Source organism: Streptomyces xiaopingdaonensis (genome assembly GCF_000262345.1).
GTDB lineage: Bacteria > Actinomycetota > Actinomycetes > Streptomycetales > Streptomycetaceae > Streptomyces > Streptomyces xiaopingdaonensis.
Genome location: NZ_AJTQ01000257.1, coordinates 67,510 through 91,226, shown reverse-complemented (window position 1 = coordinate 91,226; position 23,717 = coordinate 67,510). Strand labels below are relative to the sequence as shown.

At 71.0% G+C, this 23,717-nt stretch carries 21 protein-coding genes and 2 tRNA genes; 13 read left to right on the top strand and 10 right to left on the bottom strand.

Annotated elements, in window-relative coordinates:
- Positions 1–142: 142 nt before the first annotated feature.
- From UWG_RS0120695 to UWG_RS0120685, 3 genes are read left to right on the top strand one after another with little or no spacing between them, the layout of a single operon-like run.
- Positions 143–1,462 (top strand): replication initiator, encoded by a 1,320-nt coding sequence (locus UWG_RS0120695; protein WP_029391630.1) that lies wholly within the window; start codon positions 143–145, stop codon positions 1,460–1,462.
- Positions 1,455–1,634, top strand: coding sequence for a helix-turn-helix domain-containing protein (locus UWG_RS0120690; protein ID WP_016909112.1), 180 nt, complete (start codon positions 1,455–1,457; stop codon positions 1,632–1,634). The genes UWG_RS0120695 and UWG_RS0120690 overlap by 8 nt, the downstream gene beginning before the upstream one ends.
- Positions 1,634–2,785: a tyrosine-type recombinase/integrase gene (locus UWG_RS0120685; protein ID WP_016909111.1), complete on the top strand. Its 1,152-nt coding sequence runs from the start codon at positions 1,634–1,636 to the stop codon at positions 2,783–2,785. The genes UWG_RS0120690 and UWG_RS0120685 overlap by 1 nt, the downstream gene beginning before the upstream one ends.
- 76 nt (positions 2,786–2,861) lie before the next feature.
- Here the strand turns inward: UWG_RS0120685 and UWG_RS0120680 are convergent.
- Positions 2,862–2,937 (bottom strand) — tRNA-Arg (locus UWG_RS0120680).
- A gap of 204 nt (positions 2,938–3,141) precedes the next feature.
- Positions 3,142–4,959 carry a glycoside hydrolase family 3 protein gene (locus UWG_RS0120675; protein ID WP_016909110.1) on the bottom strand — a complete coding sequence of 606 codons (1,818 nt, stop codon included), beginning with the start codon at positions 4,957–4,959 and terminating at the stop codon, positions 3,142–3,144.
- A 774-nt stretch (positions 4,960–5,733) separates the two neighbouring features.
- On the opposite strand from UWG_RS0120675, the gene UWG_RS0120670 reads away from it, so the two are divergent.
- A complete protein-coding gene (locus UWG_RS0120670) occupies positions 5,734–6,750 on the top strand; it encodes a sigma-70 family RNA polymerase sigma factor (RefSeq protein WP_019549332.1) in 1,017 nt (338 codons plus the stop codon).
- Positions 6,751–6,842: 92 nt separating this feature from the next.
- On the opposite strand, the gene UWG_RS0120665 is transcribed toward UWG_RS0120670, so the two are convergent.
- Positions 6,843–7,475 (bottom strand): class I SAM-dependent methyltransferase, encoded by a 633-nt coding sequence (locus tag UWG_RS0120665; protein ID WP_016909108.1) that lies wholly within the window; start codon positions 7,473–7,475, stop codon positions 6,843–6,845.
- A gap of 156 nt (positions 7,476–7,631) precedes the next feature.
- The gene (locus UWG_RS0120660; RefSeq protein ID WP_016909107.1) at positions 7,632–8,696 is read right to left on the bottom strand and encodes a P1 family peptidase; all 1,065 of its coding nucleotides are present in this window, start codon (positions 8,694–8,696) and stop codon (positions 7,632–7,634) included.
- A 101-nt stretch (positions 8,697–8,797) separates the two neighbouring features.
- Between UWG_RS0120660 and UWG_RS0120655 the strand changes: the two genes are divergently transcribed.
- Positions 8,798–8,995 (top strand): hypothetical protein, encoded by a 198-nt coding sequence (locus tag UWG_RS0120655; RefSeq protein ID WP_016909106.1) that lies wholly within the window; start codon positions 8,798–8,800, stop codon positions 8,993–8,995.
- Between the two features lie 28 nt (positions 8,996–9,023).
- On the opposite strand, the gene mscL is transcribed toward UWG_RS0120655, so the two are convergent.
- The 4 genes from mscL to UWG_RS0120635 form a co-directional block, all read right to left on the bottom strand.
- Complete coding sequence (gene mscL / locus UWG_RS0120650; protein ID WP_016909105.1) at positions 9,024–9,590, bottom strand: large conductance mechanosensitive channel protein MscL; 567 nt, start codon at positions 9,588–9,590, stop codon at positions 9,024–9,026.
- Between the two features lie 916 nt (positions 9,591–10,506).
- Positions 10,507–11,337, bottom strand: a complete 831-nt coding sequence (locus tag UWG_RS0120645) for an S-methyl-5'-thioadenosine phosphorylase (RefSeq protein WP_016909104.1) — start codon at positions 11,335–11,337, stop codon at positions 10,507–10,509.
- Between the two features lie 62 nt (positions 11,338–11,399).
- Positions 11,400–11,738, bottom strand: coding sequence for an FmdB family zinc ribbon protein (locus UWG_RS32280; protein WP_237720194.1), 339 nt, complete (start codon positions 11,736–11,738; stop codon positions 11,400–11,402).
- 118 nt (positions 11,739–11,856) lie between these two features.
- Positions 11,857–13,236 (bottom strand): MFS transporter, encoded by a 1,380-nt coding sequence (locus UWG_RS0120635; protein WP_016909101.1) that lies wholly within the window; start codon positions 13,234–13,236, stop codon positions 11,857–11,859.
- 437 nt (positions 13,237–13,673) lie between these two features.
- Between UWG_RS0120635 and UWG_RS0120630 the strand changes: the two genes are divergently transcribed.
- Entirely contained in the window at positions 13,674–16,394 is a 2,721-nt protein-coding gene (locus tag UWG_RS0120630; protein WP_016909100.1) for a penicillin acylase family protein, read from the top strand.
- A 31-nt stretch (positions 16,395–16,425) separates the two neighbouring features.
- Here the strand turns inward: UWG_RS0120630 and UWG_RS0120625 are convergent, their stop codons facing one another.
- Complete coding sequence (locus UWG_RS0120625; RefSeq protein ID WP_016909099.1) at positions 16,426–17,025, bottom strand: 5-formyltetrahydrofolate cyclo-ligase; 600 nt, start codon at positions 17,023–17,025, stop codon at positions 16,426–16,428.
- A gap of 110 nt (positions 17,026–17,135) precedes the next feature.
- Between UWG_RS0120625 and galU the strand changes: the two genes are divergently transcribed.
- From galU to UWG_RS0120590, 7 genes are all read left to right on the top strand, one after another.
- Complete coding sequence (gene galU, locus UWG_RS0120620) at positions 17,136–18,050, top strand: UTP--glucose-1-phosphate uridylyltransferase GalU (protein WP_016909098.1); 915 nt, start codon at positions 17,136–17,138, stop codon at positions 18,048–18,050.
- Between the two features lie 4 nt (positions 18,051–18,054).
- Positions 18,055–19,407, top strand: a complete 1,353-nt coding sequence (gene glp / locus UWG_RS0120615; RefSeq protein ID WP_016909097.1) for a molybdotransferase-like divisome protein Glp — start codon at positions 18,055–18,057, stop codon at positions 19,405–19,407.
- A gap of 128 nt (positions 19,408–19,535) precedes the next feature.
- Positions 19,536–20,036 (top strand): cyclic pyranopterin monophosphate synthase MoaC, encoded by a 501-nt coding sequence (moaC, locus tag UWG_RS0120610; protein ID WP_016909096.1) that lies wholly within the window; start codon positions 19,536–19,538, stop codon positions 20,034–20,036.
- The gene (locus UWG_RS0120605) at positions 20,033–20,527 is read left to right on the top strand and encodes a MogA/MoaB family molybdenum cofactor biosynthesis protein (protein WP_016909095.1); all 495 of its coding nucleotides are present in this window, start codon (positions 20,033–20,035) and stop codon (positions 20,525–20,527) included. Before moaC ends, UWG_RS0120605 begins: the two co-directional genes overlap by 4 nt.
- Positions 20,524–21,147, top strand: coding sequence for a GNAT family N-acetyltransferase (locus tag UWG_RS0120600; RefSeq protein ID WP_029391633.1), 624 nt, complete (start codon positions 20,524–20,526; stop codon positions 21,145–21,147). The genes UWG_RS0120605 and UWG_RS0120600 overlap by 4 nt, the downstream gene beginning before the upstream one ends.
- A gap of 217 nt (positions 21,148–21,364) precedes the next feature.
- The gene (gene sepX, locus UWG_RS0120595) at positions 21,365–22,558 is read left to right on the top strand and encodes a divisome protein SepX/GlpR (RefSeq protein WP_016909093.1); all 1,194 of its coding nucleotides are present in this window, start codon (positions 21,365–21,367) and stop codon (positions 22,556–22,558) included.
- Positions 22,559–22,645: 87 nt separating this feature from the next.
- Positions 22,646–22,719, top strand: a tRNA-Ala gene (locus UWG_RS0120590).
- 311 nt (positions 22,720–23,030) lie between these two features.
- Here the strand turns inward: UWG_RS0120590 and UWG_RS0120585 are convergent.
- The gene (locus UWG_RS0120585) at positions 23,031–23,333 is read right to left on the bottom strand and encodes a hypothetical protein (RefSeq protein ID WP_016909092.1); all 303 of its coding nucleotides are present in this window, start codon (positions 23,331–23,333) and stop codon (positions 23,031–23,033) included.
- Positions 23,334–23,717: the final 384 nt, after the last annotated feature.

Sequence of the window (23,717 nt, the reverse complement as noted above, 5' to 3'; positions counted from 1 at the left end):
GGGGCGGCCTCGATACCGCCAAGCATCCGCCGCCCCGGCAGCCCACCCCTTCACGACCGAAGCCGTAAGGAGAACTTCCATCATCACCCGCCAAAACCCGGCTCCGCTCGCGGACCTCGGGAGCCTCGCCTCAACGGGCGCCCTGCCCGGTATCATCCGGCAGCTCTCCAACTTGGGCGGCTGCACCCACCCCATACGCCTGGCCGGACACCGCACCGAGCACACCGTGAACACCAATACCGGTGAGATCAGCCCGGCCCTGCGCCGCCTCGACTCCACCGACCTCCCGGCCGGCGACCTTTTGGTCCGCTGTGGCAACCGCCGGGCCACCCGCTGTGCGGCCTGCGCCGAGGTCTACCGCCGCGACACCTTCCACCTGATCACCGCCGGACTCCGGGGCGGAAAGGGCACCCCGGAAACGGTCACCTCGCACCCGCGCGTCTTCGCGACCTTCACCGCGCCGAGCTTCGGCCCGGTGCACAACCACCCGACCGGGCCCGGTGGTTCGGTACGGCCGTGCCGCTGCGGCCGACGCCACACCGACGACGATCCGGCGCTCGGGGCGCCCCTGGATCCGGACCGCTACGACTACGACGCGGCCGTGCTCTGGAACGCGCACGCCGGGATGCTCTGGCGCCGCTTCACCATCTATCTCCGCCGCGAGATCGCCCGCCGGGCCGGACTCACCCAACGGGCGTTCCCGGACCATGCGCGGGTCTCCTTCGCGAAGGTCGCCGAGTACCAGAAGCGCGGCGCCGTGCACTTCCACGCTGTCGTACGCCTCGACGGCCCCGGCGGTGGTGACACCCCGGCCCCGCACTGGGCCTCCGCCGAGCTGCTGGCCGACGCGATCCGTACTGCTGCACGCAAGGCAGAGGTGGCCGGCCCCGAACTCGACGGCCGCGCACACTCCTTCGCCTTCGGCCGCCAGCTCGACGTACGCACCATCCGGGGCGCCGACTTCGACGGTGGAGTCGAGCTGACCGACCGGGCCGTCGCCGCGTACATCGCCAAGTACGCCACCAAGGGCGCCGAGACCGCGACGGGCGTCCTCGATCGTCCGCTGAAGTTCGCCGCCGAGCTGGCGCACCTGAACCTGCCGCCGCATGCCGAACGCATGATCCGCACCGCCTGGTGGCTCGGTGCCCGCAAGGACCTCGAACACCTCAGGCTCCGCGCCTGGGCCCACATGCTCGGCTTCCGGGGCCACTTCTCCACCAAGACCCGCCGGTACTCCACCACCCTCGGTGCCCTCCGTCAGGCACGCGCCGAATGGCGCCGTCTCCAGGCCGCCATCGCACGCGGCGAAATGGATCTACAGCCTGTGGATGGTGCTCCGGGGGCCGCCGAGGAGACCACCCTCGTCCTCGCCCACTGGACCTACACCGGAACCGGCCTCACCCCAGCCGAGGAATGGCTCAGTGCCTCACTCGCCCAGGAAGGAGAGACCAACCATGGCTGACGAGCTGCTGACCGTGCCCCAGGTCATGCGACGGCTCAAGCTGGGCCGGTCCGCTGTCTACGACTTGATCAGGTCTCGTCGGCTGGCCTCCATCACCATCGGTCGTTCCCGCCGGATTCCTGAGAGCGCTGTTCGCGACTTCATCGCGCACGAGCTAAAGGTGGCGGCCTGATGGCGCAGCAGCGCAAGCGGAACCCCAACGGCGCGGGCACGATCACCAAGCGCAAGGACGGCCGCTATCAGGCCGCCGTCTACGTGATGCAGCCCGACGGCAGCCGAGCCCGCAAGTTCGCGTACGGCAAGACCTGGACCGAATGCGACACCAAGCGACGGGAGTTGCTGGACAAGGCAGACCAGGGCATCCCGGTGCCTACCAGGTCGGCAAAGCTCGCTGACTGGCTGCCCTACTGGCTGGAGCACGTCGTACGCCCGCGTCGGAAGCTCAGCACCTTCGACAAGTACGAGGCGCACGTACGGCTTTACCTCGTCCCCATGATCGGCACCAAGCGGCTGGAATCCCTGGGCGTCGCCGATGTACGCCGCTTCCTGACCCGGCTGGAGAAGCAGACCACGGCCGCCACCGCGAAGGAATCGCACCGCGTGCTGCGGTCGGCTCTCTCCGCCGCCTGCCGGGAAGAGCTGCTGACGCGGAACGTCGCCAGCCTCGTCGAACCGTCCCGCGTGACCGCTCGGGAGCTGAGCCCGTGGACCCTGGACGAGACGTTGACGTTCCTGGGCGCCGCGCGCAAGGACCCGCTGTACGCGGCCTTCGTGCTCGCCGTGACCATGGGGCTCCGGCGGGGTGAGATCGTCGGGCTCCGCTGGTCGGACGTCGATCTGGAGAACCGCGTTCTGTACGTGCGGCAGCAGACACAACGGCGGCGCGGAGAGCTCTACAGCGACGGTCCGAAGGGACGCCGTAGCCGTGCGATTCCGCTTCCCGCCATGTGCGTCGCCCCGCTGCGTTGGCACCGGATGCGGCAGGCAGCAGCGAAGCGGAAGGCGGGGGAGAAGTGGCAGGACAGCGCGTACGTCTTCACCACCGGTACCGGGCGACCGGTTGAGCCGCGCAACGTGTACCAGTCCTTCACCCGTGTCGCCAACTCCGCCGGCCTTCGGGTGATCCGGCTGCACGATGCCCGGCACGGGTGCGCGACGCTCCTCGTCGCTGCCGGGGTGCCTCCTCGCGTGGTGATGGAGATCCTCGGGCACAGTCAGATCAGCATCACGATGGACGTGTACACGCACGTCGTACAGGACACTCAGCGAGAGGCCATCAGCCACATGGACCGCATGCTGAAGAGGCGGCCTGACCGTGGATGACCGCCCGCGTTGATGTCAGATGTGGATGTCAATGGCCCCTCACCTACTAAGTTTAGTAGGTGAGGGGCCATTGAGCTGGTGCCCCCGGCAGGATTCGAACCTGCGACACCCGCTTTAGGAGAGCGGTGCTCTATCCCCTGAGCTACGGAGGCGGGGTGGCCGTTGCGGCCGGTGGGCAGGGCGGGGTGTTGCGCTGCCCGGGCCAGTGTAGCGGGTGATCGGGAGGTGGTGTCGGGGAGTGCGCAGGAGTGCGGCCGGAGGTGGGGAGCGGGGGAGCGCGTCGTGGGGACGTGAGGGCAACTACCCGGTGTGCCAGGACGGTTGGGGACGGGCTGCCGGGGTCGGGGTGCGGTGGGCTACGAGTAGCGGAGGCCGTGGCCGTAGGGGAACAGGGTGCGGGTGGGGTCGTCGAGGGCGGGGATGGGGACGGGGAGGCGGCCGGTGGGTGGGGTGTCGCCGTAGAGGATGCGGACCAGGGAGTCGAGGGAGGGGGTGGTGTGGGAGTAGGTGGTGAGGTAGGTGGGGGTGTCGGGGAAGTGGCGGATGTCGTACGGGTTCTGGACGGCCGCGACGATGACGGGGCGGTTGCCGGCCGACTTGCGCAGGGCCTCGACGAGGGCGGCTTGGGCGGTGCCGCGGTCGGAGGCGACTGCCGCGTTGGTGAGGACGAGGACGACGTCGTGGTCGGCGAAGGCTCGGACGCAAGCGGCGATTTGGTCGGCGTCGGGGGCCGAGCCCGTCGACAAAGGGGAGGCGTACTGGTCGGTGCGGGCGGCGATCGCTGCCGAGACGCCGTCCACCTGGTCCGTGCCCCAGCCGGTGACGAGAACGGAGCGGCGGGTGGTGGGGAGGGGGAGGACGTCGCCTTCGTTCTTCACCAGCGTGATCGTCCGGTCGGTGAGCGCGGAGCCGTCGAGGAGGTGGCGGCGCTTGCCGACCGTGCGCTCGGCGCGGGACTCCTGCACGTAGGGGCGAGGGAAGAGGCCGTGCCGCAGTTTGTGTGCGAGAAGGCGGACGACGGAGGCGTCGAGGCGGGCTTGCGTGATCGTTCCGTCGCGGACGGCCTTGAGGACGGCCTTGCGTGCGGTGTCCAACTGCGGTGCCAGGACGAGCTGGTCGCAGCCGGCCTGGAGGGCGCGTACGGGGGCGATGTCGGGCGGGAAGTCCTCCGTCGCTCCGCCCATGTCGAGGGCGTCGGTGGCGATCACGCCGCGGAAACCCAGCTTTTCGCGCAGGAGTCCGGTGATGATCGGGGGCGACATGGTGGCCGGTCTCTTCGCCGGGTCGAGGGCGGGGACGACGATGTGTGCGGACAGTACCGTGTCGACGCCCTGTGCGATGGCGGCGCGGAACGGGGGGAGGTCGATCCTGTCGAGCTCGTCTAGGGAGTGGTGGATGACGGGCAGGCCGGTGTGGCTGTCGGTGTCGGTGTCGCCGTGGCCGGGGAAGTGCTTCGCGGCTGCGGCGGTGCCGCCGCGGTGGAAGCCGCGGATGCTCGCGGCGACGAGCTGGGAGCAGAGCTCGGGGTCGGAGCCGAAGGAGCGGACGCCGATGGCGGGGTTGTCGGCGTTGACGTTGACGTCCGCGCTCGGCGCGTAGTCCTGGTTGATGCCGACGGAGGCGAGTTCGGCTGCCGTGATCTCCGCGGCGCGTCGGGCATCGGTGCGTGAACGGGAGGCGGCGAGCGCCATGTTGCCCGGGAGCTGGGTGGCGGGGGAGGGCATGCGGTAGACGACGCTGCCGCCCTCCTGGTCCGTCGCGATGAGGAGCGGCAGGCGCGCGCCCGAGTGCAGAGCGGCGCGTTGGAGTCCGTTGGAGAGCGCGGCTGTCTGGCGGGGGGTGCGGAAGTTGTCGGTGCCGCGTCGCGCGTCGAAGTAGATGACGCCGCCCGGACGGTACTCCTTGATGACGTCCGCGGGGGTGTCGACGCCGTACAGCTCGCGGTTCTTAGAGTGCGGGGCGTCCGCAGCCTGTCCGTACACCTCGACGACGAAGAGCTGCCCGACCTTCTCCTCCAGCGTCATCCGGCGGACGAGCGCCTCGGCGCGCTCCCGCACCCGGCGGGAGGCGGCGGCCGGAGGCGGGGCCGCGTCTGCGTGGACTGCGTTCATACCGAGGGCTGCTGCGGTTCCGGCGGCGGCGCCGAGTACCTGTCTGCGGGTGGTGTGCGGCAACGGAACGCTCCTCACTGGGGGGGTGTGGGAGTGCGCAGGTCGTGTGATCAGCACATCGTGGCAGCGGGGGCGGTGGGGGGGCCAGACGCCGCGCAGGGGGTACGGGTGAGTGGTGACCGTTGGGGGGAGTGTGTTTGGGCGTCGTCGGGGTGCCTGGCTTTCGCTGAGTTTGCGATGTGGGGTCGCGAGGTTTGACGTCGTCTGTGTGGGGAGGCGCCCTGGTGGCACTCGAGAAGAGAGGACGGGAACTCCCCGACTCCGACCGGAGAATGCGCATGCCGACGTTGTGATCCGCTCCGCTCCCGGGCTGGGGACACTGCGGCCGTGGCGCCGGACTCGGGCGGTGAGCCGTGGACGAGATGCCGGGCCGTCGAAGCGGAACGTGCTCGAGGCGCAACCAAGCGCGGCCGTACGTCGTCAATGCGGACGAGGGGCGCAGTACCCGCCGGGCACCGAAGGACCCGGCGCCGCCTTGCCGGAAGCAGTACGCCGACGCGCAACCGGCGGGACCGAGGCGGGTGCGCCGGGCGAGGGAGCCGACCGTGGCTCCGGCCGACCGCCGAGGAGCACGAGGCTCTCCGGAGGCCCCGCGACCGGCTGCTTTGCAGCCGGGGCGGCAGCGTGGCCGCACAGGGTACTGCATCGTCCGGAAAATGTTGCGTGAGTTGGGAATTCTGTCCGGATTCCAGTCGTTGAACTGATCGCAAGAGGGCACTCGGGGAGTGTCCGAGCTAGCCGCCAGGCCAGTTGAAGACCACTCGCAAGGGAGCACGCATGGCAACCCGTGCCGTCGCCCGTCGTAACGCCACCTCGACCGGTGCTGCTGACACGGCAAGCAGTGTTCGCGCCGCAGGCAGCGAAGTCGCGGACCGCGACCTGGTCGGCATGTACTTGGACGAGATCGCCCGCACCCCGCTGCTCGACGCGGAGAAGGAGGTCGAGCTCTCCCTCACCATCGAGGCCGGCGTCTACGCCCGGCGAATACTCGATGGTCTGGAGGAGCCCCTCGCCGGCGACTCGCCCAGTGCCACCGCCTCGCGTGAGGAACTGGAGCGGGTCGTGGCCGAGGGGGAGCGCGCGAAGGACGTCTTCATCAGGTCCAACCTCCGCCTCGTCGTCGCCGTTGCACGGCGCTATCCGCGCTCGGGGCTGCCGCTGCTCGACCTGATCCAGGAGGGCAACGCGGGTCTTGTGCGCGCGGTTGAGAAGTTCGACTATTCCAAGGGCTTCAAGTTCTCCACCTACGCGACGTGGTGGATCAGGCAGGCGATCACGCGTTCCATCGCCGACCAGTCGCGTACGATCCGCCTCCCCGTGCATCTCGTGGAGGAGCTCGGCCGTATCCGCCGCGTGCAGCGGGAGTTCAACCGCGAGCACGGGCGCGATCCCGAGCCGGCAGAGGTGGCGCAGGAACTCAACTCCACACCGGAGCGCGTCACCGACGTGCTGGACTGGGCGCGCGACCCGGTGAGCCTCAACATGTCCGTGGACGACGAGGGCGAGACGCAGTTCGGCGAACTGCTCGAGGACACCTCGGCGGTCTCCCCGGAGCAGTCCGTCCTCACGGTGCTCCGCCGCGAGGGCCTCGACGACCTCATCGGCCGTCTCGACCCGCGTACCGCGTCGATCATCAAGGCGCGCTACGGCATGGAGGACGGTCGCGAGCGGACCCTTACCGAGGTGGGCAAGCAACACGGGCTGACCCGTGAGCGCATCCGGCAGATCGAGAAGCACGCGCTGCTGGAGCTGAAGAAGATGGCCCATGACACCGGCTTCGACGAGGCGGCCTGACCGTCCGATCGAGCCCCCTGAACGAGCCCCGGCGCCCTCCCCCGAGCGCCGGGGCTCACCTCTGCCGTGGCCGTCCCGCCAGGGCGACGCGGTCAGCTGCTCGAAGTGGCCTTCGGCTTCGTCCAGTTGAGCGAGTAGCGGTAGTAGAGGCGGCGTCTGACGCGGGAGCCGGGGAGGAGCTCGGCGGCCGTACGACGGATCTCGCCGAGAGACTCGTACGGCTCCGCGACGACGACGCCGACATCGCGTGACTCCCGGTGCACGAGACCCATGAAGCGGACCGGCAGCACCGAGAGCGCTGCGACGAACACGTCGAGCTGTGATCTTCGCGCGGCCGAACCGACCACGCGGAGCCGCCCGCCGGGAGCGAGGAGTTCGGCTGCGCGGCGGAGGGCGGGTCTCAGCGGCATGTGGTGCAGGCTCGCCACGCAGAGGACCGTGTCGAACCCTGGCTGCCAGGGGGCGCCCCCGGAGTCGGTGCTCTCGAGGAAGTCCCCTTGCACCACCTGGCAGTTGGGCGCCTCCGAGAGCCGCTCCCGCGCGACCGCCAGAGCGCAGGGGTCGGCGTCGACACCGACGACCTCGTGGACGAGCGGGGAGAGCCGTTCCATGAGCAGGCCGTCGCCGCAGCCGATATCGAGGACGCGACCGCCCTGCCTCGCGGCGATGGCGCAGAGCTCGGGGTGGTACGCGGCGTTGTGGTTCCAGTACGTCTGCGGCGCCATACGGTGAGCGTAGCCAGGAGGACGACCGGATCCGCCGGACACCGGGCACCCCAGTACGCGGGGGACGGTGACGCCGCGCAGTCCGGCGTGGACGCAGCGCAGCCCGCCGTGCCGTGCTCCGAGGAGCGACGGCGGATTCGGGAGCCTGGCCGGCGGTCAGCGACCGTAGAGGTCCCGGTAGGCGGGGAAGACACCGCCCGGGCCGTCCACCCCTTCGGCTGCGAGGACCGCCTTCACCATCGCGCGCGTCAGCACGTCGGCTCCCGCGGCCAGCACCGTGTTGAACTCCTCTTCCTTCAGGGAGCGTTGGCAGGTGGCGAGTGCGAAGACGGAGTCCCCGTCGTACGTGAGGTGGATGGGGCGGACGGCGCGGGCCATCCCGTCGTGTGCCACGCCGGCGAGTTTCTGCGCTTGCGCCTTGTCGAGGCAGGCGTCGGTCGCCACCACGGCGAGTGTCGTGTTGAGTACGGGGCGGACCGGCCCGCCCGTCCGGCGGGACGTTTCCTCGGCGGCCTCGGTGAGCAGCATCACCGCTTCGGCGTGCTCGTCCGCCGAGGGGAGGTGCGGAGCCCGGCCGAAGAGTGCCTGGGAGCCGAGGAGTTCGCCGTAGAGAGCCCCCGTCGACGGGTCGATCGGGGAGCCCGCGGCGTTCACCACCGAGAGTGCGGCGACCGTCGCCCCGGAATCCATCACCGCGGAGGCCGTACCGACGCCGCCCTTGAGGCCGCCTGCGACCGCGCCCGTACCGGCGCCTACACACCCCTGCTCGACCGGAGCGCCTGCCGGGCTCTCTCCCGCCGACTGGGCTGCCGCGCGGCCCATGGACCGGTCCGGGCGGTTCCTCCAACCCCCTCCGCGGCCGAGATCGAAAAGGATCGCCGAAGGCACGACAGGCACCACCTGCCCCGGCTCGGGGCCCACCTGGACGCCGAGGCCCTGCTCCTCCAACCACTCGGCCACTCCGGAGGCCGCGTCGAGTCCGAAGGCGCTCCCGCCGCTGAGCACCACGGCGTTGATGCGCTCGACGGCGTTCCTCGGCTCCAGCGCGTCCGTCTCCCTCGTGCCGGGGCCGCCCCCGCGCGAATCGACCGCCGCTACCGCGCCTTCGGGGGCGAGGACAACGGTCGTCCCCGTGAGCCAGCCCTCGTCGGTGCGTTGGGAGTGACCGACGTGGAGGCCGGGGACATCGGTGAGCGCGTCGCGGGCGCCTTGGTTCTGCATGGAGCATGAATACCAGCGGGTCGTCCGACCGCGACAGCCGCGCGCCCCCGCCGCCGTACGCTGGAGACGTGAGTACCAGCGCGCAGCCTCCGACCGAGCCCGTGCCCGACGGCCCCGCTGAGGGCGAGGTGCCGGCGGACCGCCCGCCGCGGATCGCTCGTCGCGCGGCGCTCGTCTTCGACGATCCGCTCGACGGACGTTCCTGCGACGACTCGGACTCCGGCTGGGGGGACGACCGCGGGGGAGACCAGGACGATCTCGCCCGCTTCCTCCGTGAGAAGCCTCCCCACCACCTGTAGGCGCGGTGCCCGGCCGGCGGCTGCTTGGCTACTTCTGCAGATCGGTCCCGGGCTGCTGCCGCGGGATCTCCGTGCCGGTCGTGGAGGCAGCGGTCGAGGAGCCGCGCTGCTGCACGAGTGCGTCGCGGATCTCCTTGAGGAGCTCGACCTCCGTCGGCTCGGGCTCCTCCGGGGGCTGCTTGGCCGCGAGATGAGCCTTGTACTTGTTCATCGGCAGGATCATGAGGAAGTAGACGACCGCTGCCGTCATCAGGAACGTCAGGGAGGCGCTCAGGACCGGGCCCCAGCTGATGGCGATGCCCTCGCTGAGCTCCCCGCTCTTGTCGAAGGTGCAGGGGCCCTGAAGGCACGAGCGGTACTTGTCGAGGTCCTGTGTGCCGATGGCGCCCACCAGTGGGTTGATGAAGCCCTGCACCACGGCGTCGACGATCTTGCTGAAGGCGGCGCCGACGACGACCGCGACAGCCAGTTCGACGACGTTCCCGCGCATCAGGAACTCCTTGAAACCGGCGAGAAGGCCCTGCTTCTCCTCCTGCGCGGCTTCCGTGCCCTGCTCCTCGTCCTGCCCGCTCGCACGCGGGGTCTGCTCGCTCAACTTCCTGCCTCTTCCCGTGGCCTGTGCCCTGCTCGTCCCGTGGCTCCACCGGAGCGCACGGGGAATGGCGACGCCGGACGGTGCGGCGTGCCGCGACGGGGCAGAGAAGCGCCGCCGCGCGGGCGGTCAGGCGTCCGACGATGCTCAGCACAGCGTGACCGCCAGCCGTGTTCCCCGGGCCTTCGCCAACGCCGCCGCCGTGCTCCGCGTGACGTGGAGGACGGCGAGCGCCCCGTCGCCCGGCACAGTCTCTCGATTACGCGGCAAATCGGCCACTCGGACACATGTGGCGAGCATCCGAGCACGTTGGGTCCCGCGGCCGACGGAGAGCACATCGATCCGGTCACCGGGCTTCAACAGACGCACCGCTTCAGCATCCGGAAACCGGACGGGCGCGGAGACCCGGCGTTCGGTGCGGCTTCGGGCACCCCGCGCCGCAGGCCCCGAGGAAGCCTCGGCACCGTCCGCACGAGCGGCACCCGGCGGTGCGCTCGGCGCCACCCGGCCGGGGACCAGGGCGACAGCAGCGGCGACCGCCGCAACGGCGAGCCCCGCGGCCGCAGCACCCCGGCGCCTCCGGAGCCGTCCCCGCAGCCGGAAGCGACCCTGCTCGACGCGGATCGGGGCGAACGAGGGCACCGGCCCGAGGACTGCCGGGGACGGGCCACCGCCGCTGGGCGGGGTGTTGGTGCGCGGAGCACGCGGTTCTGCGGGCACGGGTTTCACCACCAGGTCTCGGGGCGGCCACGGTCAGGCCGTCGAGGACCACCGTGCCTGCTTCCCCGAAATCCCGCTCGAGCCTGTGGACAACCCCGGTTCTGTGGAGAACTCCGTCACTCGTCCGAGTCAACCTCCGCTCCCGGAAGGCAGGTTGAGACACCGCGGCAGACCCCGGACGCCAACCCCGTGTCGCACTTCAGGGCAGCAGTATCCCCGTCTCCAACCCGGCAAGCGCCGTCGTACAGGGGCAGTCGCGCTCCGCAGGAAGCTCCTTCACCGCGTCGAAGAGCACCCGCCGAAGCCGCTCGACGTTTTCGCCGAAGACGCGCATGACCTCCTCTTGCGAGACGCCGTCCCCGGTCTCCGCCCCCGCGTCGAGGTCGGTGACGAGCGTCATCGACGCGTAGCAGAGCTCCAGTTCGCGCGCGAGGACCGCCTCGGGATGCCCCGTCATCCCGACCACCTCCCAGCCCTGCGCCGCGTGCCAGCGGGACTCGGCCCTTGTCGAGAACCGGGGCCCCTCGATGACGACGAGGGTGCCGCCGTCGACCGCCTCCCAGCCGTGCGCCCGCGCGGCGGCGAGCGCGGCGTTGCGGCCGGCTTCGCAGTACGGGTCGGCGAAGCCGAGGTGGACGACCTCCGGTACGGCGCCGTCCTCGCGGGGGTAGCCGTCGAAGAACGTCTGGGTGCGTGACTTGGTGCGGTCCACGAGCTGGTCGGGGACGAGCAGCGTGCCGGGACCGTACTTGGGTTGGAGCCCGCCGACGGCGCACGGCGCGAGGACCTGGCGCACGCCGACGGAGCGCAGCGCCCACATGTTGGCGCGGTAGTTGATCCGGTGCGGCGGGAGGTGGTGGCCGCGACCGTGGCGCGGCAGGAACGCGACGCGGCGCCCGGCGATCTCGCCGAGGAAGAGGGAGTCGCTCGGGCGCCCGTACGGGGTGTCGACGTCGACCTCGGTGACGTCGTCGAGGAAGGAGTAGAAGCCGGAACCGCCGATGACACCGATCTCTGCGTGGTCACTCATGCGGCAACCCTAGAGCCGCCTGTTCCTCTGTCCGACCCGAACACCCGTGCCGGGACGCGGAGTCAGGCGGCGGTGCTGCTCGCCTTGCTCGTGCTCGACGACGAACCGGACGAACCGGATGACCCGGAGCCGCTGTCGGAGGAGCCCGACGACTTCGAGGAGTCGGACGAGGAGGAGGACGAGGAGTCCGACTCGGACTTCTTCGAGGAGGAGTCCGAGGACGACGTCTCCGAGGAGTTCGACCCCGAGCCGGAGCCCACCGAGCTGCTCGAGGAGCTGCGGCTGTCGTTGCGGTAGAAGCCGGAGCCCTTGAAGACGATGCCGACGGCGGAGAAGACCTTCTTCAGGCGTCCCTCACATCCGGGGCACTCGGTCAGCGAGTCATCGGTGAACTTCTGCACCACCTCGATGCCCTCGCCGCAGTCGGTGCACTGGTACTGGTACGTCGGCACGTTCTTCCTCCTGGCACTCGTACTCGTTGAGTGCTAACGACGCTCCATAGTGCAGTATTCCGGCCCGTCAGTCCACCGCGGCACCTTCGCGGTGACCGACGCCACGCGACGGGAGCGCCTCGTGCGCCGGGCCGTCCAGCGCCCCCCGGAAGACCGCGAGGACGGCGAGGGCGAGAGCGGTGCCGGCGAGCGGTGTGAGGAAGCCGCCGCGCGCGCCCATGCCGTCGGCGAGTTGGCCGGCGACGGTCGAACCCAGGGCCTGGCCGAACGCGATCGCGCCCGTCAGCCACGTGAACGCCTCGGTGCGGACGCCGGCGGGGACGAGCAGTTCGGTGAGGGTGAAGCAGGTGATCATGCACGGCGCCACGCAGAGCCCCGTGAGCAGTCCGAGTCCGCCGAGCAGTACGGCCCACGTTCCCCACTGGGCCGCGACGGCGAGCGCGAGCGTGGCCAGGACGAGCAGCGGGTACGCGGTGAGCAGCCTGGTCCGTGGCCCGCGCCCGCCCCGGAGGGCGCCGACGGCGAGCGCGGCGAGCATGTTGCCGGCCGCGAAGACGCCGTACATCACGCCGTTCGCCTCCGGCCGCCCGATCGACTCGGTGAAGGCCGTCAGCGAGACCTGCATCCCGCCGAAGACGATCCCGATGCCGAGCACGGCGATCGCGAGCACCCTCGTCCCCGGCACCCCCAGCGCGGACCGCGTGCCTTGTCCCGACTGCGTGCGCGGGGCGCGTACGGGCGCTGGTTGCGTGCGCCGTTGCGCGGCGAAGAGCAGCCCGCCGGTGAGCGTGACCGCCCCCTCAGCGACGAGCCCCGCCGCCGGGTGGACACCGGTGCACAGCGCCGTCGCGATCACCGGTCCGACGACGAACGTGAACTCGTCGGTCACCGACTCGAATGCGGCCGCCGTCGAGGCGAGCGGCGAGCCGCCGAGCTTCGCGGCCCACCGCGCCCGGACCATCGGCCCAGCCTGCGGCGCCGTCCCGCCCGTCGGCACCGCGGCGACGAAGAGCGCCCACGTCGGCGCCTGCGCGAGCGCAAGCGTGACGAGGACGGAGACGGCGGCCGCGTGCAGCACCACGCCGGGTACGAGCACCGCGCGCTGCCCGAAGCGGTCCGCGAGCTTGCCGCTCTGCGGGGCGAGGAGCGCGAAGGCGAGGCCGGAGGCGGCGGAGACGGCGCCGGCCGTGCCGTAGGAGCCGGTGGTGTGCTGGACGAGCAGGAGGATGCTGATCGCGAGCATCGCGAAGGGCTGCCGCGCGAGGTATCCGGTGGCCACGAAGGTCCACGCGCCGCTGGTGCGCAAGAGCCGCCCGTAGCCCGGGCGTTGCCCCGCTTCCGGGTGCTCGGTCTGCTCGTCGGTGCCGGCCGGGGATGCCACGGTCTGGCCTCTCCGCTGCCTGGTGACGCGCACGCGGTACGCGCCGAGAGCTGTCCTCTCGCGCATGACCGGGGTAGATACCTGGTCCCTCGACCGTGGCCGCCGTGCGGTCGTGCCAGCCCTGCGCCAGACAGAGTCGGTGCTGGTGGTTGCGACCCCGAGCGTACCGACTCGCTCCGGGCGAGCGGGAATCGGCCGTCGGCCCGGATGCTCCGACGTCGATGGGCGCCCAACTCCCGTACCGCCGTCGGTCGTTACCGAGAGCGGTCGTACGGTTACCGAATGCTTGCTCCTCGTCGAGTGCCGTAGGGTCGGAGGGGACGCGCTGGACCGTCCGTCAACTCCGCCCGGATACGGGTGGTTTGCGCTCACCCGATCGGTGGGCGTGGCGTGCGCCGCCGACTCGCTGTGTCGGCGCTACGGGGCTGCGCCTATGGTTGCTTCCGTACAACTCCCCGTCGGCAACCGAGCTCCAGATCCGCCCTGCCCCGCGAAGGACAGCGATGCCCGCCAAGAAGACCTCGCGACGCGCCCGTCTGATCGTGATCGCAGTCGTGCTGCTGCTCCTGGCGGGCCTCGGCGGCGGAGCGTACTGGAGCGTCGACACCGTCCGGGGCTCCTTCCCGCAGACGACGGGCTCGTTGAAGGTCAAGGGCCTGGGCTCACCGGTCGACGTCAAGCGCGACGAGCACGGCGTCCCGCAGGTGTACGCGGACTCCGCCGACGACCTCTTCCTCGCGCAGGGCTATGTGCAGGCCCAGGACCGATTCTGGGAGATGGACGTACGACGGCACACCACCTCGGGGCGGCTCTCCGAACTCTTCGGCGAGGAGCAGGTCGAGACGGACGCCTTCCTGCGCACCCTGGGCTGGCGGAAGGTGGCGGAGAAGGAGTACGAGCAGCTCTCCGGGAAGACGAAGAAGTACCTCCGGTCCTACGCGCGCGGAGTCAACGCCTACCTCAAGGACCACAAGGGCTCGGCGGCCTCCGTCGAGTACGGCATGCTCGAACTCACCGGCACCGACTACGAGCCGGAGCCCTGGGACCCGATCGACTCGGTCGCCTGGCTCAAGGCGATGGCCTGGGACCTGCGCGGCAACATCTCGGACGAGATCGACCGCGCGCTGATGTCGAGCCGATTGACGAAGAAGCAGATCGAGGACCTCTACCCGTCCTATCCCTACGACCGCAACAAGCCGATCGTGGAGGGCGGTTCGGTCAACCCGACGACCGACGAGTTCAGCACTTCGGATTCGTCCGACGGGCAGATGGAGAACCGTGGCGGGACGCAGAGCCCGCAGGACGCAGCGGGCGGCGTGGCGACCCAACTCGGCGGCGTGGCGGAGAAGCTGGACTCCGTCCCCTCCCTGCTCGGCCCCAACGGCACAGGTATCGGCTCCAACTCCTGGGTCGTGTCGGGCGAGTACACCACGACGGGCAAACCGCTCCTCGCCAACGACCCGCACCTGGCGCCGCAACTCCCGTCGGTCTGGTACCAGATGGGTCTGCACTGCCGCCAGGTCGACGCCTCCTGCCCCTTCGACACTGCGGGCTTCACCTTCTCCGGGATGCCGGGCGTCGTCATCGGCCACAACCAGGACATCTCCTGGGGCTTCACCAACCTCGGCGCCGACGTCACGGACCTCTACCTGCAGAAGGTGAGCGACGGCAAGTACCTCTACGACGGCAAGCGCGTCCCCTTCCGCAGCCGTCAGGAGACGATCGAGGTCGCCGACGGAGCGAGCCGGATGATCACCGTCCGGGAGACCAACAACGGCCCCGTCATCTCCGACCGGGACACCGAGATCCGCCGCGTCGGCGACGAGGCACCCGTCCGCAGCGCCGCCCCCGACCGGGCCGACGGATACGCCGTCTCGCTGCGCTGGACGGCGCTCGAGCCCTCGCGCACGATGGACGCCGTCTTCGAGCTCAACAGCGCCTCGAACTTCAAGGAGTTCCGCAAGGCGGCACGCGACTTCGCCGTCCCCTCGCAGAACCTCACCTACGCGGACACCGAGGGGAACATCGGCTACCAGGCCCCCGGGCGCATCCCCGTGCGCGGCGCCGGCGACGGCCGCTACCCCGCGCCCGGCTGGGACCCGCGCTACCGCTGGAAGCAGGACCCGGTCCCGCAGTCCGCGCTGCCGTGGGAGTACAACCCCGAGCGCGGCTACATCGTCACGGCGAACCAGGCCGTCGTCGACAAGGACAGCTACCCGTACCACCTCACCGACGACTGGAGCTACGGCGCCCGCAGCCAGCGCATCAACGACTTGATCCACTCGAAGATCAAGGACGGCGGCAAGATCTCCATGGGCGACATGCAGACCATGCAGATGGACAACAGCTCCGAGATCGCCAAGCTCCTCGTGCCGTACCTGCTCAAGCTCGACATCGACGACGAGTACGTCCGCGAGGCGCAACAGCTCCTGGAGGGCTGGGACTACACCCAGGACGCCGACTCCGCACCGGCCGCCTACTTCAACGCCGTCTGGCGGAACCTCCTCAAGCTCGCCTTCGGCGACAAGCTCCCGAAGGAGCTCCGCGTCAAGGGCGAGTGCCTCAACGTCCCACCGTCGGATGAGTCAGGACCGCTCGACGACCTCGACGGCAACGCCCGCCTGGTGCGCGAGTGCGGTAAGCGCGACGCCGCCTCCGCCCAGCCCGACGGCGGCGACCGCTGGTTCGAGGTCGTGCGCCGGCTCCTCAAGGACCCTGCCAGCGACTGGTGGAAGACCCGCAACACCAAGACGCGCTCCGGCGACAAGAACCGCGACGAACTCCTGCGGCACGCCATGAAGGACGCCCGCTGGGAGCTCACGGCCAAGCTCGGCAAGGACATCGACACCTGGAGCTGGGGCCGCCTCCACCAGCTCACGCTCCGCAACCAGACGATCGGTACGGAGGGCCCCGGCATCGCCCGCTGGCTGCTCAACCGTGGCCCGTGGAACCTCTCGGGCGGTGAGTCGGCCGTCGACGCCACGGGGTGGAACGCGGCCGGCGGCTACGACGTCACCTGGGTCCCGTCGATGCGCATGGTCGTCAACCTCGACGACTTCGACGACTCCCGCTGGATCAACCTCACGGGCGCCTCGGGGCACGCGTACAACGACCACTACACGGACCAGACGTCGCTCTGGGCGAAGGGCGAACTGCTCCCGTGGGCGTTCAGCGACAAGGCCGTGGAGAAGGCGACGGACGACAAGATGGCGCTCACCCCCTGACGGGTGCGCCCCGTCAGGGCGCCGAGCGCGGTCAGTCGCGCTCGGCGAACCTGTGCACGCCGGAGGGGGTCACCGCCGCGTGCACCGGCCGGTCGTGCGCCTCCGCCGGGACGTGCGCCACCACCTCGTGGTCGTAGAGGAGGACGGCGAGCGCCGGCTCGACGCCCGACTCGGTGAGCCGCTCCAGCACACGGTCGTACGAACCGCCGCCGCGCCCGAGGCGTACGCCCCGCGCGTCCACGGCGACCCCCGGCAGCAGCACCGCGTCCGCCGCGACGATCGCCGACGTGCCCAGCCGCGGGCCCGCCGGCTCCAGCAGGCCGTACTTCGCGGGCGTCAGCGCCGCCTGGCCCGCGTACTCGCCCCAGTCAAGGTCGTTGTCCGGAAGGAGCACGGGGAGCAGCACTCGTACCCCCCGTGCCCGCAGCGCGTCGAGGAGCGGCCCCGTGCCCGGCTCGCCGCCCATCGAGACGTAGCCGGCGACGGTACGTGCGTCCGCCAACTCCGTCAGACCGAGGGCGCGTTCGGCGAGGACCGAGGCGGCACGGCTGACCTGGTCGGGTGTCAACCCCGTCCGGGCGTGCAGGAGTTCGTGGCGTACGGCGCGCTTGTGGTCCTCGGTGCCGCTCACTTTTCGATCACCGCGCCGTCAAAACCCCTCTGTAAACGCGAATGTACGTGTACCGCAACAAACCGTAGCGAAGCTTATTCAGTGCTCATCCGGCCGTTATCGTGCGGGACATGACTACCTCCCGTTCTCGGACCGGCAACGGCCTCACCAAGGCCGTCATCCCGGCAGCCGGTCTCGGCACGCGCTTTCTCCCCGCGACGAAGGCCACCCCCAAGGAGATGCTGCCGGTCGTCGACAAGCCTGCCATCCAGTATGTGGTCGAGGAGGCCGCCGGAGCCGGGCTCTCCGACGTGCTGATGATCACAGGCCGGAACAAGCGCCCGCTGGAGGACCACTTCGACCGCAACTACGAGCTGGAGCAGGTCCTCAGGGACAAGGGCGACGCCGCCAAGCTCGACCGCGTCCAGGAGTCGAGCGACCTCGCGACGATGCACTACGTCCGCCAGGGCGACCCGCGCGGACTCGGCCACGCCGTGCTCTGCGCCGCTCCCCACGTCGGCGACGAGCCCTTCGCCGTCCTCCTCGGCGACGACCTCATCGACCCGCGGGACCCGCTCCTCGCCCGCATGATCGAGGTGCGCCGGCGGTACGGGGGCAGCGTCATCGCACTGATGGAGGTCGACCCCGAGCAGATCCACCTCTACGGCGCCGCGGCCGCCAAGCCCACCGAGGACGACGACGTCGTCAACGTCTCCGACCTGGTGGAGAAGCCGTCGACGCAGGAGGCCCCGAGCAACCTCGCCATCATCGGCCGGTACGTCCTCGACCCCGGCATCTTCGACGTCCTCCGCCGCACCCGGCCGGGCAGGGGCGGCGAGATCCAACTGACCGACGCGCTCCAGGCGCTCGCCGCCGACGAGTCCCTCAGCGGCCCCGTGCACGGCGTCGTCTTCGGCGGACGCCGCTATGACACCGGGGACCGGGGCGACTATCTCCGTGCCATTGTCAGACTCGCATGCGAACGTGAGGACCTGGGCCCGGAGTTCCGGGAGTGGCTGAGCACGTTCGTCAACGAGGAGATGTAGCGCTTTGAGCAGGACCTGGTCGGTCGACGAGCACCTTGCCGACATCCTCGCGCGGGTGCGCCCGCTGGAGCCGATCGAGCTCCCGCTCCCGGAGGCGCAGGGGTGCGTCCTCGTCGAGGACGTCGAAGTCCCCACCGCACTCCCGCCGTTCGACAACAGCTCGATGGACGGGTACGCGGTACGCAGCGCCGACATCGCGGACGCGAGCGAGGAGAAGCCGACGGTCCTGGAGGTCACGGGCGAGGTCGCGGCGGGCAGCGGCGCACTGCCCACGGTCACCGAGGGCACGGCCGCCCGCATCATGACGGGTGCGGCGCTCCCCCCGGGAGCCGACGCGGTGGTCCCCGTGGAATGGACCGACGGCGGCACGGGCGAGGGCCCGGCCGAGTCGATGACCGCTGAGGAGGCGCGCGGCGAGGTCAGCGTCCACCGCCCGGCAGACCCGGGCGCCCATGTCCGCACTCGAGGCAGTGACGTGGAACCGGGCGCCTCCGCGCTCACCGCGGGGACGGTGCTCGGCGCGCCCCAGCTCGGCCTCCTCGCCGCGCTCGGCATCGCGACCGTCCGTGTGCGCCCGCGCCCGCGCGTCGTCGTGCTCTCCACCGGCGCCGAACTGGTCCCACCGGGGGAGGCGTTGGGTCCCGGCCAGATCCACGACTCCAACAGCTACCTCCTCACGGCCGCCGCCCGCGCCGCCGGTGCCATCCCGTACCGCGTGGGAGCCGTCCCCGACGACCCCGAGGAGTTTCGCTCCACCCTGGAGGACCAGCTCATCCGTGCCGACCTCGTCGTCACCAGCGGCGGGGTGAGCGTCGGTGCGTACGACGTCGTCAAGGATGCGCTCAACGACTGGGAGTTCGAGCCGGCCGCGTCGCAGGAGGAGGACCCGGCGGGCGAGCCACCCGCGGCCGGAGTCGAGTTCCGCCGGCTCGCGATGCAGCCGGGCAAGCCGCAGGGCTTCGGCCTCATCGGGCCCGACCGCACCCCCATCCTCACGCTGCCGGGCAACCCGGTGAGCGCGTACGTCTCCTTCGAGCTCTTCGTCCGTCCGGCCCTGCGTACGCTCAGCGGCCTGGAGCCCGTGCAGCGCCCCGCCGTCCCCGCACGCCTGGAGTGCGCCGAGCCGCTCGGCTCGCCCGAGGGCAAGCGGCAGTACCTGCGCGGAAGTTACGCCCCGCCGTCGGAGGGCGCGGACATCGGCACGGTGCGCCCCGAGGGCGGTTCCTCCTCGCATCTCGTCGCCGCGCTCGCACGGGCCGACGCGTTGATCGTCCTGCCGGAGAAGGTCACCCGGGCGCGTCCGGGCGAGGAGTTCGAGGTGCTGCTTTTGGAGGAGAGCGGCGTGCCTTCCCGCTGAGCAGCCGTCCGACTCCGGCGAGGCGCCGGGCTGCCGGTACGGTGTCTCCGCACTCTCGGCGCGGGCCGGGCAGGCCGTATCCTGCGCTTACCGGGTTCGAGCAGGTGGAGAGCAGGATCGGGAGAGAGATGAGCACCGCGGAGCAACAGCACCTCACCCACCTCGACGAGACGGGCGCCGCCCGCATGGTCGACGTCTCGGCGAAGGAGACCACCGCGCGAACCGCCCGCGCCACGGGGCGGGTGCGGGTCTCGCCGCGCGTCGTCGAACTCCTGCGCGGCGAGGGGGTGCCCAAGGGCGACGCGCTCGCCGTCGCCAGGATCGCCGGCATCATGGGCGCCAAACGCACCCCCGACCTCGTCCCGCTCTGCCACCCGCTCGCGCTCTCGGGCGTCGAGCTCGAACTCTCCGTCGGCGAAGAGGCGGTGGAGATCGCGGCGCAGGTGCGCACCACCGACCGGACCGGTGTCGAGATGGAAGCGCTCACCGCGGTCTCGGTGGCTGCGCTCACCGTCGTCGACATGGTCAAGGCCGTGGACAAGGCAGCCGTCATCGACGGCATCCGCGTCGAGGAGAAGACGGGCGGCAAGTCCGGGGACTGGCAGCGCACGCAGGGGGCGGACGCATGAGCTACCGCGCCCTCGCCCTCACCGCGTCCAACCGCGCCTCCGCCGGCGTCTATCGGGACACCGGCGGCCCGCTGATCGTCGAGGGCCTCCGCGGGATGGGGTTCACGGTCGACGGGCCGAGCGTCGTGCCGGACGGGCAGCCCGTCGCCGAGGCGCTCCGCGTCGCCGTCACCGAAGGGTACGACGCCGTCGTCACCACGGGCGGCACCGGCATCTCGCCCACCGACCGCACCCCCGAAATGACCCGCTCCGTACTCGACTTCGAGATCCCGGGCATCGCCGAGGCGATCCGCGCCGAGGGCCTCGCCAAGGTGCCCACGGCCGCCCTCTCGCGCGGCACGGCCGGTGTCGCCGGCGGTACCCTGATCGTCAACCTGCCGGGCTCCTCGGGAGGCGTCCGCGACGGCCTCGCCGTCCTTGCCCGGCTGCTGGTCCACGCCGTCGAGCAGATGCACGGCGGCGATCACCGCAGAGGGGACGACCCGAGCTGAACGCCGGATGGCCAGCAGAGCTGTCGGACGGTCCAACGGCCCTCCGTCCGATACGGCTTCGCGACCAGCGCGCCTGGCGCGAGGTCAACCAACGCAACCGCGACTGGCTGCGCCCGTGGGAAGCGACGATCCCCCCGGCCCCGCCCGGTCACCTTCCGGGGCACCGCCCCACCTACCGGCAGATGGTCCGCCACCTGCGGGCGGAGGCGCAGGCCGGACGGATGCTGCCGTTCGTCGTGGAGCACGAGGGCCGCCTCGTCGGGCAGTTGACGGTTGCGGGCATCTCCTGGGGCTCGATGTGCTCGGGCCACATCGGCTACTGGGTCGACCGGTCCGTCGCCGGCCGCGGCGTGATCCCCACCGCCGTAGCCCTCGCCGTCGACCACTGCTTCGGCGCGGTCGGGCTGCACCGGATCGAGGTGTGCATCCGCCCGGAGAACGCACCCAGTCGGCGGGTGGTGGAGAAGCTCGGCTTCCGCGAGGAGGGCGTCAGGCCGCGGTACCTGCATATCGACGGCGCCTGGCGGGACCATCTCGTCTACGCGCTCACCGTCGAGGAGGTGCCGGAGGGCTTGCTCGCCAGGTGGCGCAGGGCGGCCCCGGGGGCGTCGCAGAAATGACCCGGAGTGCGGTGCCGAGGAGGGCAGTTGACCGGTGCGGGGAACTCCGGATGCGTCCCCTGCGTTCTTCCCGTGTCCTCAACTTCCCCATGGGACGAGCACATGTGAAGCCACGAAGTCCGGCAGTAACAAAAAAAGTTCGAGGGATCAGCCAGATCGTGCGACACACCGCGGTATTTGGCAGATGGCCCCTTGCAAACCCCTCTACGGTGTGAGGGTGAGCAGCAGCGGCCTCATCTACGCAGTCATCGTCGGGGCCTGGGCCGCCTACCTGGTGCCGATGTGGCTCCGTAGACAGGACGAGCTCAACGAGGCCCGTCCGACGGAACGCTTCAGCACCGCCATCCGCCTGCTCTCCGGCAAGGCGGGTATGGAGCGGCGCTACGCCAAGGACGTGGAGCGGCGCCAGGCCCAGCGCACCGACGACGCCGAGGCGGCCGACCCGGAGGAGCCCTCCGCGCCGACCGCCGAAACACCGGGCGCCCGGGCTGACGCCTACGCGGCGCAGCCGACCGACCCCTCGGTCGACGTCCGGGCCTTCGCCAACCCCAGAACCATGATCGGCGCCCCGCGGGCCGACGAAGAGCGGGACCCCGCGGGGCCCTTCGACGACGCCGCGCCCCGCCGCCCGGCTCGCGCCGCCTCCGAGGCAGGACGCGATGCGAGGCCGGCACCCCGCCCGGGTCAGGCAAAGCGCACGAGCCGTGCGAAGCGAGCCAAACTGCTCGCCCGGCGCCGGCGCACCACGATGTGCCTCTTCCTCGCGTTCACCTTCGGCGCCATCGTCGCCGCGGTCGGGGGCCTCGCGTTCCTCTGGGTCCCGGCCGCGCCCGCCGTCCTCCTCAGCGCGTACATCGTCTACCTCCGCGTGCAGGAGCGCCGCCGGTTCACCTTCACCATGGACCGCCGCCAGGCCGAGGCCGCCGCCCGGCAACTCCACCGCACCCGCAAGCCGACCGCGGAGCCCACCGCCGTCGCCGAGCCCGACGTCGGCGCCCCGCGTCCCCGCACGGAGGACGCAGGCGACGCTCCCGACCCGGCCGCACCGGAACGCCCCCGCGAGCCCCGTCGCGCTTCGCCCCCCGCCTCGGCCGACCGCCGCGCGCTCGTCGAGCAGACCGACCACGCCGAGTGGATCGACCAGCAGCGAGCGGCCCGCGACCGCGAGCCCACCGACGGCTGGGACCCCGTCCCCGTCCCCCTGCCCACGTACGTCAACGCGCCCGTCGCTCCCCGCGCCTCCCGCGACGTCGACCTCGACGCCCCCGACGCGTGGAGTTCCGCCCGCTCCACCGGCCCCCGCGCGGAGGACCCCGCTCCCGAGCGGGAGGCCCGCCCGCGCGACCGCCGTACCCCTCTCTTCGACCAGTACGCAGGCGAGGACGACCGCCCGCGAGCCGCCAACGAGTAGCCCGCCGCCTCGCCTCCGATGACCAGCACAGGAACGGATTTCGTCGCAGCCCGCTGGTGATGCTAAGGTTTCACCCGTCGCAAACAAGGGCCTGTGGCGCAGTCCGGTAGCGCATCTCGTTCGCAACGAGAGGGTCAGGGGTTCAAATCCCCTCAGGTCCACAGCGGGGAGCCTCCTCCGGCCAGCGGGAACGTTGGTCGGAGGGGGCTCTTTTTTGGCTTGCGCGGTGGATATCCCTATCGGTCGCCTCTCTTGTGTTGCTCTGCGTGGCGCACGTCCATGATCGGCCCCGGGGCGAGGCGGACAGGGTGCTACGTCGTTCGGTGGTACGGGGGCGGCTCCCGAGCGAGGCGGAAGGAGGCCGGGCTCTTCGACAGCCGGGAGGTCGCCGAGCAGTTTCCCGGCTCGGTGGATGCCCATGGTCAGTGCTTGGCGCCGCGGCCGGAGCCCGATGACCTTGGGCCCACGCGGTTCACGGCAGACACGTGCCGGTTCGGCTCGCGGTCCGGGGCCCTGGCCGGCAGTGGCTCTCCGCCGGATGCTGAGCGCTCGTGAGAGCGCTTGTCGACCGGGGCAGTAAGGCGGGCTGCCTCGGGTGGGCCTCGTAGTCCTCAACGCTTCCGTTGAGGTAGTGGAAGAGAAGCTTCGCGGCGTTGTCGTAACCGAAGAACACGCGCAGGGCGGACTCCACCGTGGTCGTCTGGTTCTTCACCCAGTAGTCGTGCAACGTTGCCCCGAGGCTGTCGTGTTCGCGGTACTCCAGGGCAAAGTTCACCGGGCGTCGGTTCGGAGCCGGACATCGACTCGGGGTCGGGTGCTGTCTGCATCAACTAGTCACCGCAGCGAAGGAGTTGGCGGGCAAGTTCCTTGCGCGAGCGACACCACTGATCTTTTCTCATCGGACGGCTCTGCCCGCGATGATCAGTACGCTGCTCGCGCTGCAGGCGCGAGCACGCCGTCCGGCACGTCGTTCGCTGATACGGCAGCCGAGAGGTCGCTGAGAACCGCGACTAGGTGAATGCCCGTGGTCAGCGTCGGCCCGACGGCTGGATCGGTGGCGAGGGCGGACGTCGAGTCGGGGCGAGACCGGCGGCGAGGTCCGAGCGTTCGTGCTGCGGTACGTCGAGCTGCGGCGTTGAAGGTGAGGATGTCCGAATCG

What these genes read in the sequence shown, in the direction of transcription:
- UWG_RS0120665 (WP_016909108.1), bottom strand. Translation starts at nt 7,475, where the DNA reads ATGGCGCCGCAGACGTACTGGAACCACAACGCCGCGTACCACCCCGAG.
- UWG_RS0120685 (WP_016909111.1), top strand. Translation starts at nt 1,634, where the DNA reads ATGGCGCAGCAGCGCAAGCGGAACCCCAACGGCGCGGGCACGATCACC.
- UWG_RS0120635 (WP_016909101.1), bottom strand. Translation starts at nt 13,236, where the DNA reads ATGCGCGAGAGGACAGCTCTCGGCGCGTACCGCGTGCGCGTCACCAGG.
- UWG_RS0120645 (WP_016909104.1), bottom strand. Translation starts at nt 11,337, where the DNA reads ATGAGTGACCACGCAGAGATCGGTGTCATCGGCGGTTCCGGCTTCTAC.
- UWG_RS0120690 (WP_016909112.1), top strand. Translation starts at nt 1,455, where the DNA reads ATGGCTGACGAGCTGCTGACCGTGCCCCAGGTCATGCGACGGCTCAAG.
- UWG_RS0120605 (WP_016909095.1), top strand. Translation starts at nt 20,033, where the DNA reads ATGAGCTACCGCGCCCTCGCCCTCACCGCGTCCAACCGCGCCTCCGCC.
- moaC (WP_016909096.1), top strand. Translation starts at nt 19,536, where the DNA reads ATGAGCACCGCGGAGCAACAGCACCTCACCCACCTCGACGAGACGGGC.
- UWG_RS0120660 (WP_016909107.1), bottom strand. Translation starts at nt 8,696, where the DNA reads ATGCAGAACCAAGGCGCCCGCGACGCGCTCACCGATGTCCCCGGCCTC.
- UWG_RS0120630 (WP_016909100.1), top strand. Translation starts at nt 13,674, where the DNA reads ATGCCCGCCAAGAAGACCTCGCGACGCGCCCGTCTGATCGTGATCGCA.
- galU (WP_016909098.1), top strand. Translation starts at nt 17,136, where the DNA reads ATGACTACCTCCCGTTCTCGGACCGGCAACGGCCTCACCAAGGCCGTC.
- UWG_RS0120670 (WP_019549332.1), top strand. Translation starts at nt 5,734, where the DNA reads ATGGCAACCCGTGCCGTCGCCCGTCGTAACGCCACCTCGACCGGTGCT.